Source organism: Microbacterium sp. A8/3-1 (genome assembly GCF_040267695.1).
Lineage (GTDB): Bacteria > Actinomycetota > Actinomycetes > Actinomycetales > Microbacteriaceae > Microbacterium > Microbacterium luteolum.
In genome coordinates, this window is the sequence record NZ_CP158357.1 from 4019437 (window position 1) to 4035246 (window position 15810).

Genomic DNA, 15810 nt, shown 5'->3' on the forward strand with positions numbered 1-15810 from the left:
CTAAACTGAGATTCACACCCGTAGAGAACCGGTCGCAAACCAGTGCCCGGCAACCTCTACATGACGTCCTGAGGAGGACCTAGTGGCTAAGGCCAAGTTCGAGCGGACCAAGCCGCACGTCAACATCGGAACCATCGGTCACGTTGACCACGGCAAGACCACGCTCTCCGCAGCGATCTCGAAGGTGCTTGCTGACAAGTTCCCGTCTGACACCAACGTGCAGCGCGACTTCGCTTCCATCGACTCGGCGCCGGAAGAGCGCCAGCGTGGTATCACCATCAACATCTCGCACATCGAGTACGAGACCCCCAAGCGCCACTACGCGCACGTTGACGCTCCCGGCCACGCCGACTACGTCAAGAACATGATCACCGGTGCGGCTCAGATGGACGGCGCGATCCTCGTGGTCGCCGCCACCGACGGCCCGATGGCTCAGACGCGTGAGCACGTGCTGCTCGCCAAGCAGGTCGGCGTGCCGTACCTGCTGGTCGCGCTGAACAAGTCCGACATGGTCGACGACGAGGAGATCCTGGAGCTCGTCGAGCTCGAGGTCTCCGAGCTGCTCGCCTCGCAGGGCTTCGCCGAGGACGCTCCTGTCGTGCGCGTCTCCGCTCTCAAGGCCCTCGAGGGCGACGAGAAGTGGACGCAGTCGATCCTCGACCTCATGGAGGCCGTGGACGAGCACGTTCCGGACCCCGTGCGCGACAAGGACAAGCCGTTCCTGATGCCCGTCGAGGACGTCTTCACGATCACCGGTCGTGGAACCGTCGTCACGGGTCGCGCCGAGCGTGGCACGCTGGCCATCAACTCCGAGGTCGAGATCGTCGGACTGCGTCCGACCGTCAAGACCACGGTCACGGGTATCGAGATGTTCCACAAGCAGCTCGACGAGGCATGGGCCGGCGAGAACTGCGGTCTCCTGCTCCGTGGCACGAAGCGTGAGGACGTCGAGCGCGGTCAGGTCATCGTCAAGCCGGGTTCGGTCACGCCGCACACCGACTTCGCTGGCACCGCGTACATCCTGTCCAAGGATGAGGGTGGGCGTCACAACCCGTTCTACACGAACTACCGCCCGCAGTTCTACTTCCGCACCACCGACGTCACCGGCGTCATCACGCTGCCCGAGGGCACCGAGATGGTCATGCCCGGCGACACCACCGACGTGACGGTCGAGCTGATCCAGCCGATCGCCATGGAGGAGGGCCTCGGCTTCGCCATCCGTGAGGGTGGACGCACCGTCGGCGCCGGTACGGTCACGAAGATCATCAAGTAAGCATCTGCTTCCTCGTAGAGGGGTCGGGCCTTCGGGTCCGGCCCCTCTGTCGTTAACCGACGACGCGAGGGTTCCCTTTGCGGGGGCTGGCAGGCACAATGAGTGGTGTCGGCCCACCAGCGGTCGGCAGCACACACCTTGAAAGGGAAATCATGGGTATCGAGGACGCCGTCAACAAGGGCAAGGACCTGTACGAGCAGAACAAGGACAAGATCGCCGAGGCCGTGAAGAGCGAGCAGGCCGAGGACATCAGCGACAAGGTCCTCGACGGTGTCGCGGACTTCGCCAAGAAGGTCGCCCCCGGTGCCGCCGACAAGATCGATGAGATCCGCGACAACGCCGACAAGGCCGTCGGCAACGAGTAGCACTCGACACCAGCTCTGAAGCAGCGGCCCGCCATGATGGCGGGCCGCTGCTTTCGCATCTGACCAGTATTCCGGTGCGGCGGACTCGCATCTGGGGCGCCGGACCACGTATGATGTTCGAGACCGCCTGGGGATCTTGCGGTCGGGGCAGCCGAAGGGGTTCGGCTCCCGAAACTCGCGTTCTTCGCGAACAAACTGGGGATAAGCGATCTTGGGGATCATCGTACGACGCGCGCACTCTGTGCGCCTGAGCGTCTCCCTGCCTGCGCGGCGGGTACACCGCCGCGCCCTCGATCGAGGATTCCGGCGTCCCTTCACGTCGGCATCCTCGCGTTCGGTGTGCCCCCTCGCACTGAACGTCCTCCCCAAGCGGGGCGAGGCATGGGGATGCCTCGCCCCGCTCTCCTCTGCGTTCTGACCCCACTCCGACCCCGATTCGGACCCGTTCCAGGGTCATCGGGAGAGGCGCGACACGCCCGGGTTTGCAGAAGTGAAATCGGGCATGGCAGAATAGACAGGTTCGATATTCCGTCGCCGCTGTGCGTGCGTCGGATCACTGCCAGGGCAGTGCATAGACGGCGCCTCCTCCGGGATGGTGCAGGGTTCTAGGCCGCGGGTAGCAGGACAAATCCCCGACACCTCCTTCCCGGAGGTTCGCCGTGCGCGGCGGAGGTCGGCATCCGCACGTCCTCGACGTGCGGCTGACACAAGAACAGTGGTGCAGCAGATCGACTCGCAAGAGCCGTTCGAGTGCCGAAGGCGCGAACAGCGCCGACGTGCGTCCAATGCCCCTGGGTCACCCGGCCCAGGTCGGTAAGACGCTTAAAGAGAGTGAGCAGACAATGGCGGGACAGAAAATCCGCATTCGCCTGAAGTCGTATGACCACGAGGTCATCGACTCGTCGGCACGCAAGATCGTCGACACCGTGACCCGTGCGGGCGCGACCGTCGTCGGACCCGTGCCGCTTCCGACCGAGAAGAACGTCGTGTGCGTCATCCGGTCGCCGCACAAGTACAAGGACAGCCGCGAGCACTTCGAGATGCGCACCCACAAGCGCCTGATCGACATCGTCGACCCGACGCCCAAGGCCGTCGACTCGCTGATGCGTCTCGACCTGCCTGCCGATGTCAACATCGAGATCAAGCTCTGAGGCCCGGCATGGTTGACATCAACTCCAAGATCTCCAAGGGAATGCTGGGCACCAAGCTCGGCATGACCCAGGTGTGGAACGAGAGCGGCAAGCTCATTCCCGTCACCGTCATCGAACTCGCGCCCAACGTGGTCACGCAGGTCCGCACGCCCGAGAAGGACGGCTACAACGCCGTGCAGATCGCGTACGGCCAGATCGACCCCCGCAAGGTGAACCAGCCCCTCACGGCTCACTTCGAGGCAGCCGGCGTCACGCCGCGCCGCCACATCACGGAGATCCGTACGGCTGACGCTGCTGACTACTCACTCGGTCAGGAGCTCACGGTCGACGGCACGTTCGAAGCCGGTCAGCTCGTCGACGTCGTCGGCACGAGCAAGGGCAAGGGCTTCGCCGGTGTCATGAAGCGTCACAACTTCAAGGGCGTCTCGGCATCCCACGGTTCGCACCGCAACCACCGCAAGCCCGGCTCCATCGGCGCATCGTCGACCCCGAGCCGCGTCTTCAAGGGCATGCGCATGGCCGGCCGTATGGGTGGCGAGCGCGTGACCGTCCTCAACCTCACGGTGCACGCCGTCGACATCGAGAAGGGTCTGCTGCTCGTCAAGGGCGCCGTCCCCGGTGCTCGTGGCCGCATCGTCTACGTCCGCAACGCAGTGAAGGGTGCCTGATCATGGCTGACTCCACTCTCGCGCTCGACGTCCTCAAGGCAGACGGCAAGAAGGCAGGCTCGGTCGAGCTTCCCGCCGCTCTGTTCGACGTCAAGACGAACATCCCGCTCATCCACCAGGTCGTGGTCGCGCAGCTCGCTGCGGCTCGCCAGGGCACCCACTCGACCAAGCGTCGCGGTGAGGTCTCCGGTGCCGGCCGCAAGCCCTTCAAGCAGAAGGGCACGGGTAACGCCCGTCAGGGCTCGATCCGCGCGCCGCACATGACCGGCGGTGGCATCGTCCACGGCCCGAAGCCGCGCGACTACTCGCAGCGCACGCCCAAGAAGATGATCGCGGCCGCCCTCCTTGGTGCGCTCAGCGACCGCTTCCGCGGCGACCGCATCCACGCCATCGAGTCCTTCGGGATCGACGGCACGCCTTCGACCAAGACCGCCGTGAACTTCCTCACGAACGTCGTGTCGTCGAAGAACGTGCTCGTCGTGATCGAGCGCAACGATGACGTGACGCTGAAGAGCATCCGCAACCTGTCGAACCTGCACGTGCTGACGTTCGACCAGCTCAACGCCTACGACGTGCTCGTCTCTGACGACATCGTCTTCACCCAGGCCGCGCTCGAGGGCTTCATCGCCTCCAAGTCCGGCGCCAACCAGGAGGTCTCCGCATGAGCGAGCAGGCATCTGTTCTCCAGACGGCCCTGAACAAGGACCCGCGCGACATCATCCTGAAGCCGGTCGTGTCCGAGAAGAGCTACGGACTCATCGACGAAGGCAAGTACACCTTCCTCGTCGACCCGCGCGCTTCGAAGACCGAGATCAAGCTCGCCATCGAGAAGATCTTCGGCGTCAAGGTCGCAGGGGTCAACACCCTCAACCGCGTCGGCAAGGCTCGCCGCACCCGCTTCGGCACCGGTAAGCGCAAGGACACCAAGCGCGCCATCGTCACCCTGAAGTCGGGCACCATCGACATCTTCACGGCAATCGGCTGATCCGGGGGATAAGGACAATCATGGCTATTCGCAAGTACAAGCCCACGACCCCGGGCCGTCGCGGCTCGTCGGTGGCTGACTTCGCCGAGATCACCCGATCGACGCCGGAGAAGTCGCTGCTGCGCCCGCTCTCGAAGACCGGTGGTCGCAACAACCAGGGCCGCATCACGACCCGTCACATCGGTGGTGGCCACAAGCGCCAGTACCGCGTCATCGACTTCCGTCGCAATGACAAGGACGGCGTGGACGCCCGTGTCGCTCACATCGAGTACGACCCCAACCGCACCGCGCGCATCGCGCTGCTGCACTACTTCGACGGCGAGAAGCGCTACATCCTCGCGCCGGCGAAGCTGAAGCAGGGCGACGTCGTCGAGTCGGGTGCCGGGGCGGACATCAAGCCGGGCAACAACCTCCCGCTGAAGAACATCCCGACGGGTACCGTCATCCACGCGATCGAGCTCCGCCCCGGTGGCGGCGCGAAGATGGCGCGTTCGGCGGGCGCATCCGTGCGTCTCGTCGCGAAGGACGGCCCCTACGCCCAGCTGCGTCTGCCCTCGGGCGAGATCCGCAACGTCGATGCGCGCTGCCGCGCGACCATCGGCGAGGTGGGCAACGCCGAGCAGTCGAACATCAACTGGGGCAAGGCCGGCCGCATGCGCTGGAAGGGCGTCCGCCCGACCGTGCGTGGTGTCGCGATGAACCCGGTCGATCACCCGCACGGTGGTGGAGAGGGCAAGACGTCCGGTGGACGTCACCCCGTCACCCCGTGGGGCCAGGCTGAGGGTCGTACCCGTCACGCCAACAAGGAAAGCGACAAGTACATCGTGCGTCGTCGTAACGCCGGCAAGAAGCGCAAGTAGGAGTAAGAGAAGATGCCTCGCAGTCTTAAAGAAGGGCCCCTTCGTCGACGATCACCTGCTTCGCAAGGTCATCGTGCAGAACGAAGCCGGCACCAAGAACGTCATCAAGACCTGGTCCCGTCGGTCCATGATCATCCCGGCCATGCTGGGTCACACGATCGCGGTCCACGACGGACGCAAGCACATCCCCGTGTTCGTGTCCGAGACCATGGTCGGTCACAAGCTGGGCGAGTTCGCGCCCACCCGCACCTTCCGCGGCCACGAGAAGGACGACAAGAAGGGGCGGCGCCGCTAATGGTCGAATCGATCGCACGCGTGCGACACATCCGCGTGACCCCTCAGAAGGCTCGTCGTGTCGTCGCGCTCATCAAGGGCAAGCAGGCCCAGGAGGCTCTGGCGATCCTGAAGTTCGCACAGCAGAGCGCCAGCGAGCCGATCTACAAGCTTGTCGCGTCGGCCATGGCCAACGCGCAGGTCAAGGCGGATCGCGACGGGGAGTTCCTCGACGAGCAGGACCTGTACGTGGCCAACGCGTACGTGGACGAGGGCACGACGCTCAAGCGTTTCCAGCCCCGTGCACAGGGTCGCGCTTTCCAGATCAAGAAGCGCACGAGCCACATCACGGTCGTGCTCTCGACGCCTGAGGCGGCTCCGGCCGCTGCGGGCGACAGCAAGAAGAAGGCGAGCAAGTAATGGGACAGAAGGTAAACCCGTACGGCTTCCGCCTCGGCATCACGACGGACCACGTCTCGCGCTGGTTCTCTGATTCGACGAAGCCGGGTCAGCGTTACGCCGACTACGTGGCCGAGGACATCAAGATCCGCAACCTGCTGAAGACGCAGCTCGACCGCGCCGGTGTCTCGAACATCGAGATCGAGCGCACCCGTGACCGCGTCCGCGTCGACATCCACACCGCCCGTCCGGGCATCGTGATCGGTCGTCGTGGCGCCGAGGCCGAGCGCATCCGCGGCGACCTCGAGAAGCTCTCGGGCAAGCAGATCCAGCTGAACATCCTCGAGGTCAAGAACCCCGAGGCCGACGCTCAGCTCGTCGCACAGGGCATCGCCGAGCAGCTCTCTGCTCGCGTGGCGTTCCGTCGTGCGATGCGCAAGGGTCTGCAGGGCGCACAGCGCGCCGGCGCCAAGGGCATCCGCATCCAGGTCTCCGGCCGCCTCGGCGGCGCCGAGATGAGCCGCTCGGAGTTCTACCGCGAGGGTCGTGTGCCGCTGCACACGCTGCGCGCGAACATCGACTACGGCTTCTACGAGGCGAAGACCACCTTCGGCCGCATCGGCGTGAAGGTCTGGATCTACAAGGGTGACCTGACCGCAAAGGAGCTCGCTCGCGAGCAGGCCAATGCACCCAAGGCCCGTCGTGACGACCGTGGTGGCGACCGCCGCCGCGCGCCGCGCAACGAGGCACCTGTCGCAGAAGGAGCGTCGGCATAATGCTCATCCCCCGTAAGGTCAAGTTCCGCAAGCAGCACCACCCGGGTCGCTCGGGTCAGGCCACCGGCGGCACGAAGGTCTCCTTCGGCGAGTTCGGCATCCAGGCGCTCACGCCTGCGTATGTCACGAACCGTCAGATCGAGTCCGCTCGTATCGCGGTGACTCGTCACATCAAGCGTGGCGGCAAGGTGTGGATCAACATCTACCCGGACCGTCCGCTCACGAAGAAGCCTGCTGAGACCCGCATGGGTTCCGGTAAGGGTTCCCCCGAGTGGTGGGTCGCCAACGTCAAGCCGGGTCGCGTCCTCTTCGAGGTCGGCGGTGTGAGCGAAGAGCTCGCCCGCGAGGCACTGACCCGTGCCATTCACAAGCTGCCTCTCAAGGCACGCATCATCAAGCGCGAGGAGGGCGACGCGTAATGGCGATCGGCACCAAGGAGCTCGCTCCGGCAGAGCTCGACACGTTCGAAGACCAGCGCCTCGTTGAGGAGCTGCGCAAGGCCAAGGAGGAGCTGTTCAACCTCCGTTTCCAGTCGGCCACCGGCCAGCTGGAGAGCCACGGCCGCATCCGCGCCGTCAAGCGCGACATCGCGCGTCTCTACACCGTGATCCGCGAACGCGAGCTGGGCATCCGTGCGACGCCCGCTCCGGTCGAGGCTCCGGCGAAGAAGGCGACCAAGTCGAAGGCGAAGAAGGCGGACTCCGCCGACGACGCCGTGAAGGAAGAGGCTGAGTGATGGCCACCAAGAAGGAAGCGACTGTGGAGACACAGACCGCCGGACACGAGTCGTCCGAGCACGACGTCCGCGACGCCGCAGCCCGCGGCTACCGCAAGACGCGTCGTGGCTACGTCGTCAGCGACAAGATGGACAAGACCATCGTGGTCGAGGTCGAGGACCGCGTGAAGCACCCGCTTTACGGCAAGGTCATCCGCCGCACCTCGAAGGTCAAGGCGCACGATGAGGCGAACACCGCCGGCATCGGCGACCTGGTCCTCATCAACGAGACCCGCCCGCTGAGCGCCACCAAGCGCTGGCGCCTGGTGGAGGTTCTGGAGAAGGCCAAGTGATCCAGCAGGAATCGCGCCTCAAGGTCGCCGACAACACCGGCGCCAAGGAGCTGCTCACCATTCGCGTGCTCGGCGGATCGAAGCGTCGTTACGCCGGTCTCGGCGACACCATCGTCGCGACCGTCAAGGACGCGATCCCCGGTGGCAACGTGAAGAAGGGCGACGTCGTCAAGGCGGTCATCGTCCGCACCAAGAAGGAGACGCGCCGTCCCGACGGCTCGTACATCAAGTTCGACGAGAACGCCGCCGTCATCCTGAAGGCAGACGGGGAGCCCCGCGGCACCCGCATCTTCGGACCGGTCGGTCGTGAGCTTCGCGACAAGAAGTTCATGAAGATCGTCTCGCTCGCGCCGGAGGTTATTTAGTCATGGCGAAGATCAAGAAGGGTGACCTGGTTCAGGTCATCACCGGAGCCACGCAGGAGCGTGGCGGCGATCGCGGTAAGCAGGGCAAGGTCCTCGAGGTCCTCGCCGAGAAGAACCGCGTCATCGTCGAAGGCGTGAACTACGTCACCAAGCACACGCGCGTCGGTCAGACGCAGCGTGGCACGAAGACCGGTGGCCTCGAGACCGTCGAGGCCTCCATCCACATCTCGAACGTCGCAGTCGTCGACCCTTCGACCAAGAAGCCGACCAAGGTCGGCCACCGGGTCGAGGAGAAGACCAAGGACGGCGTCAAGCGCACCGTCCGCGTGCGCTTCGCGAAGAAGAGCGGTAAGGACCTCTGATGAGCACCGACACTGCCGCGCCGGCTGGCAAGATCCAGCCGCGCCTGAAGCAGAAGTACAACGCCGAGATCAAGAAGGCGATGCAGGACGAGTTCGGTTACCCGAACGTCATGCAGATCCCCGGGCTGGTCAAGGTCGTCGTGAACACCGGTGTCGGCGAGGCAGCTCGCGACAGCAAGGTGATCGACGGCGCGGTCGACGATCTCACCAAGATCACCGGCCAGAAGCCGATCGTCACGAAGGCTCGCAAGTCCATCGCGCAGTTCAAGCTGCGCGAGGGCCAGGCCATCGGCGCGCACGTCACCCTCCGCGGTGACCGCGCGTGGGAGTTCGTGGATCGCCTCGTCTCGCTCGCACTGCCGCGCATCCGCGACTTCCGCGGCCTGTCGCCCAAGCAGTTCGACGGCAACGGCAACTACACCTTCGGTCTCCAGGAGCAGAGCGTGTTCCACGAGATCGATCAGGACAAGATCGACCGGGTTCGCGGTTTCGACATCACCGTCGTCACCACCGCGAAGACGGATGACGAGGGTCGGGCACTGCTCCGCCACCTCGGCTTCCCGTTCCAGTCGACCGACGCACAGGCGTAAGCCTTCGACGGGCTCAGTGGTCACTGGTCACTGAGCCCGTCGATCTGCACGTACAATTGAAGATTGCGTGTCATCGCAGGCCGTCTGTCGTGTAACGGCAGCCGGAACCTCATGAACAAAGGAAAACAACAATGACAATGACAGACCCGGTCGCAGATCTGCTGACCCGTCTGCGTAACGCGAACTCGGCGCACCACGACTCCGTGACCCTGCCGTCGAGCAAGCTCAAGACGCACATCGCCGAGATCCTCCAGCAGGAGGGCTACATCGCCGGCTGGGAGACCTCTGACGCTCGCGTCGGGAAGAACCTCACGCTGTCGCTGAAGTACGGCCCGAACCGTGAGCGCTCGATCGCTGGCATCAAGCGCGTGTCGAAGCCCGGGCTTCGCGTGTACGCGAAGTCGACGGAGCTCCCCAAGGTGCTCGGCGGCCTCGGCGTGGCCATCCTGTCCACTTCCTCCGGTCTTCTCACCGACCGTCAGGCTGAGCAGAAGGGCGTGGGCGGAGAAGTTCTCGCCTACGTGTGGTAATCCCTCATGTCGCGTATTGGACGACTTCCCATCGACGTGCCTGCGGGCGTCACCGTTTCGGTCGACGGCCGTGAGGTCGCGGTGAAGGGCCCCAAGGGTGAACTCACCCTGACGGTGGCCAGCCCCATCGAGGTCGCGGTCGAGGAGAACCAGGTTCTGGTCTCCCGCCCCGACGACGAGCGCGAGTCGCGGTCGCTTCACGGCCTGACCCGCACGCTCATCAACAACAACATCATCGGCGTGACCCAGGGCTACACCAAGGGTCTCGAGGTCGTCGGCACCGGTTACCGCGTGGCACAGAAGGGCAGCTCGGTCGAGTTCGCCCTCGGCTTCTCGCACCCGGTCCTGATCGAGCCGCCCGCCGGCATCACGCTCACGGTCGAGGGCACCAACAAGCTCACCGTCAGCGGGATCGACAAGCAGGCTGTCGGCGAGGCAGCTGCCAACATCCGCAAGATCCGCAAGCCCGAGCCGTACAAGGGCAAGGGTGTGCGCTACGCCGGCGAGAACGTGCGTCGCAAGGCCGGAAAGAGTGGTAAGTAACCATGGCTCTCAAGTCAAAGTCTGACGCCCGCGCGCGTCGTCACGCCCGCCTTCGCAAGAAGGTCGTCGGCACCGAGGTGCGTCCGCGCCTCGTCGTCAACCGTTCGGCTCGCCACGTCTTCGTGCAGCTTGTCGACGACAGCAAGGGTCACACCGTCGCGTCGGCATCGACGCTCGAGACCGACCTGCGCTCGCTCGAGGGTGACAAGACCGCCAAGGCCCGCAAGGTCGGCGAGCTTCTCGCCGAGCGCGCGAAGGCTGCCGGCGTTTCCGAGGCAGTGTTCGACCGTGGCGGCAACCGCTACGCCGGTCGTGTCGCCGCCATCGCCGACGGCGCCCGCGAGGGGGGTCTGGCACTGTGAGTGACAACAAGGAGAACGAAGTGACCGAAACGGCTGCTGCCGCTCCCGAGGCGGCCGCGGTCGTCTCTGAGACGGCCGCCGGCACGACTCAGGCCGAGCCGGCTCGCGAAGGCCGCCGTGGCGGCGGTCGTGGTGACCGCAACCAGGGTGGCGGCCGCGACCGCAACTCGCGCGACCGTGGCGACAACCAGTTCCTGGAGCGCGTCGTCACCATCAACCGCGTCTCGAAGGTCGTGAAGGGTGGTCGTCGCTTCAGCTTCACCGCTCTCGTGGTCGTCGGTGACGGCAACGGTCTGGTCGGTGTCGGCTACGGCAAGGCCCGCGAGGTCCCTCTGGCGATCTCGAAGGGTGTCGAAGAGGCCAAGCGCAACTTCTTCCGCGTTCCGCGCGTCGGCAGCACGATCCCGCACCCGGTGCAGGGTGAGGCGGCCGCCGGTGTGGTCCTGCTTCGTCCGGCCGCTGCCGGTACCGGTGTCATCGCCGGTGGTCCGGTCCGCGCCGTGCTCGAGTGCGCCGGTATCCACGACGTGCTGTCGAAGTCGCTCGGCTCGTCGAACACGATCAACATCGTGCACGCGACCGTCGCTGCCCTGAAGCAGCTCGAGGAGCCTCGTGCGGTCGCCGCACGTCGTGGCCTCGAGTTCGACCAGGTCGCTCCGGCGCGTCTCGTCCGTGCGGAGGCCGACGCCATCGCCGCACAGAAGGTAGGTGCCTGATGGCTTCGCGCCTCAAGGTCACGCAGGTCAAGTCCAAGGTGAGCGAGAAGCAGAACCAGCGCGACACGCTGCGCAGCCTCGGTCTGAAGCGCATCGGTGACAGCACCGTGCGCCCCGACGACGCGCAGACGCGCGGTTACGTCAAGACCGTCGCCCACCTCGTCAAGGTTGAGGAGATCGACTAATGGCTGAGAAGAACGACGCCGTCGAGGCTGAGAAGGCCCCGAAGAAGGCTGCCGCTCCCAAGGCTGCCGCAGAGAAGAAGCCGGCAGAGAAGAAGCCCGCCGCGAAGAAGGCGCCGGCCAAGTCCGCCGCTGCCGACGCCAAGGCCGACGCTCCTGCCAAGAAGCCCGCCGCCAAGAAGGCTGCGCCGAAGAAGGATGCTCCGGCATCCCGCCCCGGCGTGCTGAAGGTTCACCACCTGCGTCCGGTCCCCGGATCCAACACCGCGAAGACCCGTGTCGGTCGCGGTGAGGGCTCCAAGGGCAAGACCGCCGGTCGGGGCACCAAGGGCACCAAGGCTCGCAACACCGTTCGCGTCGGCTTCGAGGGTGGGCAGATGCCTCTGCACATGCGCACCCCGAAGCTGCGCGGGTTCAAGAACCCGTTCCGCGTCGAGTACCAGGTCGTGAACCTGGAGAAGCTCGCGGAGCTGTACCCGAAGGGCGGCGACGTCACCGTCACCGACCTGGTCGCCAAGGGCGCCGTTCGCAAGAACGAGAAGGTCAAGGTTCTCGGAAACGGCGACATCGCCGTGAAGCTCACCGTCGCGGTCGACAAGGTCTCGGGTTCCGCCGAGCAGAAGATCGTGGCTGCGGGCGGTTCCGTCAAGTAACCACTGCACAAGAGGGGCCGGAGATTCTCCGGCCCCTCTTGTGGTTACACCACGCGGGTCAGGTTCGGCCCACGCAGTCCGGGGTTCCCGGATGGGTTACCCTGGTCTTTCAGCCGTCCTTCGGGAATCGGCAACTTTTCAGGAGGAACGTTCTTGTTCAGCGCCATCGCGCGGATCTTCCGCACGCCCGACCTGCGTCGGAAGATCGGTTTCACTCTCGCCATCGTCGCGATCTACCGACTCGGCTCCAACGTCCCTGCACCGTTCGTGAACTTCCCGAACGTGGAGGAGTGCCTCGCCGCGAACTCCGGTACCGACGGACTGCTCGGACTCGTCAACCTCTTCTCCGGGGGCGCGCTCCTCCAGCTGTCGATCTTCGCGCTGGGCGTGATGCCGTACATCACGGCGACGATCATCACGCAGCTCCTCCGCGTGGTCATCCCGCACTTCGAGGCGCTGCACAAGGAGGGTCAGGCCGGTCAGGCCCGACTCACCCAGTACACGCGTTACCTCACCATCGCGCTCGCGCTGCTCCAGTCGACCACTCTCGTCACCGTCGCCCGCAGCGGCCAGCTCTTCGGCACGACCGATCTCGCCGCCTGCCAGCAGCTGCTGACCAACGACGTGTGGTGGGCGCAGCTGCTCATCATCATGGCGATGACCGCCGGCACCGGACTCATCATGTGGTTCGCCGAGCTCGTCACCGAGCGCGGCATCGGCAACGGCATGTCGCTCCTCATCTTCACGTCGATCGCCGCGACGTTCCCCGGCGCCATGGGCCTCATCTGGCAGACCAAGGGCTTCGAGGTGTTCCTCCTGGTCTTGGCGGTCGGCATCATCGTGATGGGGCTCGTCGTCTTCGTCGAGCAGTCGCAGCGCCGCATCCCGGTGCAGTACGCCAAGCGCATGGTCGGTCGCCGCACCTACGGCGGCACGAACACCTACATCCCGATCAAGGTGAACATGGCGGGTGTGATCCCCGTGATCTTCGCGTCGTCGCTGCTGTACATCCCTGCCCTCATCGCGCAGTTCAACACCCCGCAGGACGGCTCCGTGCCGGCACCGTGGGTCACCTGGATCAGCGCGAACTTCACCACGGGCAACCACCCGGTCTACATGGCCGCGTACTTCCTGCTCATCATCGGGTTCACCTACTTCTACGTCGCGATCACGTTCAACCCCGTCGAGGTCGCCGACAACATGAAGAAGTACGGCGGGTTCATCCCCGGCATCCGTGCCGGTCGTCCGACGGCCGAGTACCTCGACTACGTCCTCACCCGCATCACGCTCCCCGGCTCGCTGTACCTCGGCCTGATCGCGCTCATCCCGCTGATCGCCCTGGCCACTGTCGGCGCCAACCAGAACTTCCCGTTCGGTGGCGCCTCGATCCTCATCATCGTCGGCGTCGGCCTCGAGACGGTGAAGCAGATCGATGCACAGCTGCAGCAGCGTCACTACGAAGGGCTCCTCCGATGACAGCATCCGCACGTCTTCTCATCGTCGGCCCGCAGGGCTCCGGAAAGGGCACGCAGGGCGTGCGCATCGCCGAGTCCTACGGCATCCCGGTCGTGTCGACCGGTGACATCTTCCGGGCGAACATCAAGGAGGGGACGCCCCTCGGCCAGCAGGTCACGGCGATCCTCGACAAGGGAGATCTCGTTCCGGACGAGCTGACGAGCGAGATCGTGCGCGACCGTCTGTCGCAGGACGATGCCGCGAACGGCTTCCTCCTCGACGGATACCCCCGCAACGTCGCCCAGGTGGCGCACCTCGAGGAGTTCCTCGCCGGTCGCGGAGAGGCGCTCGACGCCGTCATCCTGCTCCAGGTCCCGCGCGAGGAGAGCATCGCTCGCCTCGGTCTGCGCGCGGCAGAGCAGGGGCGTTCGGATGACACGGACGCTGCCATCGCGCACCGTCTGGACATCTACGAGCACGAGACGGCTCCGATCATCGAGGTCTACGGCGCCAAGGGCATCGTCGACCGGATCGACGGCGTCGGCTCGCTCGATGAGATCACCGAGCGCATCTCCGCCGCATTGGCCGCCCGCGGCCTGCGCCTCGCGGCCTGAGGCCTCGCGATGTTCCGCCGGTCGATCTACAAGACCCCGGCCCAGCTTCGATCCATGGTGGAGCCCGGGCTCATCACGGCGGCGGCGCTGGACGCCGTCCGTCCGCTGATCAGGGCCGGAGTCACCACGCTGGAGCTGGATGCCGCAGCGAACCGCACGATCCTCGCGCGGGGAGCGGAGTCGAACTTCCAGCTGGTGCGCGGGTACCACCACACCATCTGCGTGTCCGTGAACGAGCAGGTCGTGCACGGCATCCCCGGAGAGCGCGTCCTGCGACCCGGTGACATCGTGTCGGTCGACTGCGGCGCGCAGTTCCAGGGATGGAACGGCGACAGCGCCATCACGGTCGTCGTCCCGGATCCCGAGCGCCCTGAGCTGGTGGCGCAGCGCGAGGAGCTCTCGCGGGTCACCGAGGGCTCGATGTGGGCGGGCATCGCCGCCATGGCGTCGGTGGAGTCGATCGACGAGATCGGCGCGGCGATCCAGGAGTACATCGAGGCGCAGGGACCCTCGGCGGTGTCGGGGGAGCCCTACGGCATCCTCCGCGAGTACGTCGGCCACGGCATCGGGCGCAAGATGCACGAGGCACCCAGCGTCTTCAACTACCGCACACCGGACCGCGGCGCCGACGTGCGGCCGGGACTGGTCCTGGCCATCGAGCCGATGGTGACCGCCGGCGGCGAGGCGACCTACATCGAGGACGACGACTGGACCGTCACGACCGTCGACGGCACAGACGGCTCACATTGGGAACATAGCGTGGCCCGGCATGATGGGGGTATCTGGGTGCTGACCGCGCCCGATGGCGGAAAGGCCGGACTCGCCCCGTTCGGGGTCGAGCCTCGAGAGATCGGAAAGTAATGGCAGCGGCGAAGAGCAACACGAACTGGTTCGCGATCGGCGTCTCCATCGCCGTGGTCGTGGTGCTGGTCGTGCTCGGTGGTCTCGTTGTGTTCCTCAACAACCAGGCCACGGCTCCCGGCGTCGCTCCGAAGAGCGACATCATCAACGAGGAGACCGGCGCCATCTCGTTCGGCGACGGCAAGGACGAGGTCGACACCTTCGTCGACTTCATGTGCCCGATCTGCGGCACCTTCGAGGACCAGTACGGCGAGAAGCTGCAGGCGGCAGCCGCCGACGGCAAGATCACGCTGAACATCCACCCGGTGTCGATTCTGGACCGCTTCTCGCAGAACACGCAGTTCTCCACGCGTGCTGCCGGCGCGATGTACTGCGTCGCCGAGAAGGCCCCTGAGGCGGCGCTCGACTACTTCAACCTCCTCTTCGCCAACCAGCCCGAGGAGAACACGGCAGGACTCACGGACGACGAGCTCGCCTCGCTCGCCGAGCAGGCCGGAGCAGGGGCTGCGGCGGACTGCATCGCCGACGGCACCTACATGGACTTCGTCCTGGATCAGACCAAGGCTCAGGAGATCGCCGGCACCCCGACCATCGAGGTCAACGGCAAGCGCCTCGACCTCCAGGCCGGAGACATCACCGAGATGGAGAAGCTCCTCGGCTGATCGTCCATCCGGCCAAGTTGCCGGATGGCTCCCGAAGGTCTAACATTGATCTTTGGTGCTTTGTGCCTTGATTCGGCGTGTCCGATCGGTGCGGCAC

Annotated in this window: 26 protein-coding genes; all 26 read left to right on the plus strand. The window is 65.6% G+C overall.

The window, feature by feature from the left end; translation table 11 throughout:
• The first annotated feature begins 82 nt into the window (after positions 1-82).
• Positions 83-1273 (plus strand): elongation factor Tu, encoded by a 1191-nt coding sequence (gene tuf / locus ABS642_RS19605; protein WP_116635678.1) that lies wholly within the window; start codon positions 83-85, stop codon positions 1271-1273.
• A gap of 152 nt (positions 1274-1425) precedes the next feature.
• Positions 1426-1638: a hypothetical protein gene (locus tag ABS642_RS19610; RefSeq protein WP_282216218.1), complete on the plus strand. Its 213-nt coding sequence runs from the start codon at positions 1426-1428 to the stop codon at positions 1636-1638.
• Positions 1639-2480: 842 nt separating this feature from the next.
• Complete coding sequence (rpsJ, locus tag ABS642_RS19615) at positions 2481-2789, plus strand: 30S ribosomal protein S10 (protein ID WP_030147986.1); 309 nt, start codon at positions 2481-2483, stop codon at positions 2787-2789.
• Between the two features lie 8 nt (positions 2790-2797).
• Complete coding sequence (gene rplC, locus ABS642_RS19620; protein WP_223622187.1) at positions 2798-3457, plus strand: 50S ribosomal protein L3; 660 nt, start codon at positions 2798-2800, stop codon at positions 3455-3457.
• A gap of 2 nt (positions 3458-3459) precedes the next feature.
• Positions 3460-4122: a 50S ribosomal protein L4 gene (rplD, locus tag ABS642_RS19625; protein WP_282216219.1), complete on the plus strand. Its 663-nt coding sequence runs from the start codon at positions 3460-3462 to the stop codon at positions 4120-4122.
• Positions 4119-4442 (plus strand): 50S ribosomal protein L23, encoded by a 324-nt coding sequence (rplW, locus tag ABS642_RS19630; RefSeq protein ID WP_017829206.1) that lies wholly within the window; start codon positions 4119-4121, stop codon positions 4440-4442. Before rplD ends, rplW begins: the two co-directional genes overlap by 4 nt.
• A 20-nt stretch (positions 4443-4462) precedes the next feature.
• Entirely contained in the window at positions 4463-5302 is an 840-nt protein-coding gene (rplB, locus tag ABS642_RS19635; protein ID WP_116635682.1) for a 50S ribosomal protein L2, read from the plus strand.
• Between the two features lie 55 nt (positions 5303-5357).
• On the plus strand, positions 5358-5597 hold the full coding sequence (gene rpsS / locus ABS642_RS19640; RefSeq protein WP_350353470.1) for a 30S ribosomal protein S19: 240 nt from the start codon (positions 5358-5360) through the stop codon (positions 5595-5597).
• Positions 5597-5995: a 50S ribosomal protein L22 gene (rplV, locus tag ABS642_RS19645; RefSeq protein ID WP_116635684.1), complete on the plus strand. Its 399-nt coding sequence runs from the start codon at positions 5597-5599 to the stop codon at positions 5993-5995. Before rpsS ends, rplV begins: the two co-directional genes overlap by 1 nt.
• On the plus strand, positions 5995-6750 hold the full coding sequence (gene rpsC / locus ABS642_RS19650; RefSeq protein ID WP_017201587.1) for a 30S ribosomal protein S3: 756 nt from the start codon (positions 5995-5997) through the stop codon (positions 6748-6750). The genes rplV and rpsC overlap by 1 nt, the downstream gene beginning before the upstream one ends.
• Positions 6750-7169: a 50S ribosomal protein L16 gene (gene rplP, locus ABS642_RS19655; RefSeq protein WP_045278748.1), complete on the plus strand. Its 420-nt coding sequence runs from the start codon at positions 6750-6752 to the stop codon at positions 7167-7169. The genes rpsC and rplP overlap by 1 nt, the downstream gene beginning before the upstream one ends.
• On the plus strand, positions 7169-7486 hold the full coding sequence (rpmC, locus tag ABS642_RS19660; protein WP_017829202.1) for a 50S ribosomal protein L29: 318 nt from the start codon (positions 7169-7171) through the stop codon (positions 7484-7486). The genes rplP and rpmC overlap by 1 nt, the downstream gene beginning before the upstream one ends.
• On the plus strand, positions 7486-7818 hold the full coding sequence (rpsQ, locus tag ABS642_RS19665; protein ID WP_350351453.1) for a 30S ribosomal protein S17: 333 nt from the start codon (positions 7486-7488) through the stop codon (positions 7816-7818). Before rpmC ends, rpsQ begins: the two co-directional genes overlap by 1 nt.
• Positions 7815-8183, plus strand: coding sequence for a 50S ribosomal protein L14 (rplN, locus tag ABS642_RS19670; protein ID WP_116635686.1), 369 nt, complete (start codon positions 7815-7817; stop codon positions 8181-8183). The genes rpsQ and rplN overlap by 4 nt, the downstream gene beginning before the upstream one ends.
• 2 nt (positions 8184-8185) lie before the next feature.
• Positions 8186-8545 (plus strand): 50S ribosomal protein L24, encoded by a 360-nt coding sequence (rplX, locus tag ABS642_RS19675; RefSeq protein WP_116635687.1) that lies wholly within the window; start codon positions 8186-8188, stop codon positions 8543-8545.
• Positions 8545-9135: a 50S ribosomal protein L5 gene (gene rplE / locus ABS642_RS19680; protein ID WP_282216221.1), complete on the plus strand. Its 591-nt coding sequence runs from the start codon at positions 8545-8547 to the stop codon at positions 9133-9135. The genes rplX and rplE overlap by 1 nt, the downstream gene beginning before the upstream one ends.
• A 131-nt stretch (positions 9136-9266) precedes the next feature.
• Positions 9267-9665, plus strand: a complete 399-nt coding sequence (gene rpsH, locus ABS642_RS19685) for a 30S ribosomal protein S8 (RefSeq protein ID WP_046013414.1) — start codon at positions 9267-9269, stop codon at positions 9663-9665.
• A 6-nt stretch (positions 9666-9671) separates the two neighbouring features.
• A complete protein-coding gene (gene rplF / locus ABS642_RS19690; protein ID WP_350351454.1) occupies positions 9672-10208 on the plus strand; it encodes a 50S ribosomal protein L6 in 537 nt (178 codons plus the stop codon).
• A 2-nt stretch (positions 10209-10210) separates the two neighbouring features.
• Entirely contained in the window at positions 10211-10570 is a 360-nt protein-coding gene (gene rplR, locus ABS642_RS19695) for a 50S ribosomal protein L18 (RefSeq protein WP_029260926.1), read from the plus strand.
• The gene (rpsE, locus tag ABS642_RS19700) at positions 10567-11286 is read left to right on the plus strand and encodes a 30S ribosomal protein S5 (protein WP_282216222.1); all 720 of its coding nucleotides are present in this window, start codon (positions 10567-10569) and stop codon (positions 11284-11286) included. Before rplR ends, rpsE begins: the two co-directional genes overlap by 4 nt.
• Positions 11286-11471 carry a 50S ribosomal protein L30 gene (gene rpmD, locus ABS642_RS19705; RefSeq protein ID WP_046013417.1) on the plus strand — a complete coding sequence of 62 codons (186 nt, stop codon included), beginning with the start codon at positions 11286-11288 and terminating at the stop codon, positions 11469-11471. The genes rpsE and rpmD overlap by 1 nt, the downstream gene beginning before the upstream one ends.
• On the plus strand, positions 11471-12121 hold the full coding sequence (rplO, locus tag ABS642_RS19710; protein ID WP_282216223.1) for a 50S ribosomal protein L15: 651 nt from the start codon (positions 11471-11473) through the stop codon (positions 12119-12121). Before rpmD ends, rplO begins: the two co-directional genes overlap by 1 nt.
• A 153-nt stretch (positions 12122-12274) precedes the next feature.
• A complete protein-coding gene (gene secY, locus ABS642_RS19715) occupies positions 12275-13597 on the plus strand; it encodes a preprotein translocase subunit SecY (RefSeq protein WP_136055209.1) in 1323 nt (440 codons plus the stop codon).
• On the plus strand, positions 13594-14190 hold the full coding sequence (locus ABS642_RS19720; protein WP_282216224.1) for an adenylate kinase: 597 nt from the start codon (positions 13594-13596) through the stop codon (positions 14188-14190). The genes secY and ABS642_RS19720 overlap by 4 nt, the downstream gene beginning before the upstream one ends.
• Before the next feature lie 9 nt (positions 14191-14199).
• Positions 14200-15051, plus strand: a complete 852-nt coding sequence (gene map / locus ABS642_RS19725; protein WP_350351455.1) for a type I methionyl aminopeptidase — start codon at positions 14200-14202, stop codon at positions 15049-15051.
• The gene (locus ABS642_RS19730) at positions 15051-15713 is read left to right on the plus strand and encodes a thioredoxin domain-containing protein (protein WP_282216226.1); all 663 of its coding nucleotides are present in this window, start codon (positions 15051-15053) and stop codon (positions 15711-15713) included. Before map ends, ABS642_RS19730 begins: the two co-directional genes overlap by 1 nt.
• The last annotated feature ends 97 nt before the right edge of the window (positions 15714-15810 follow it).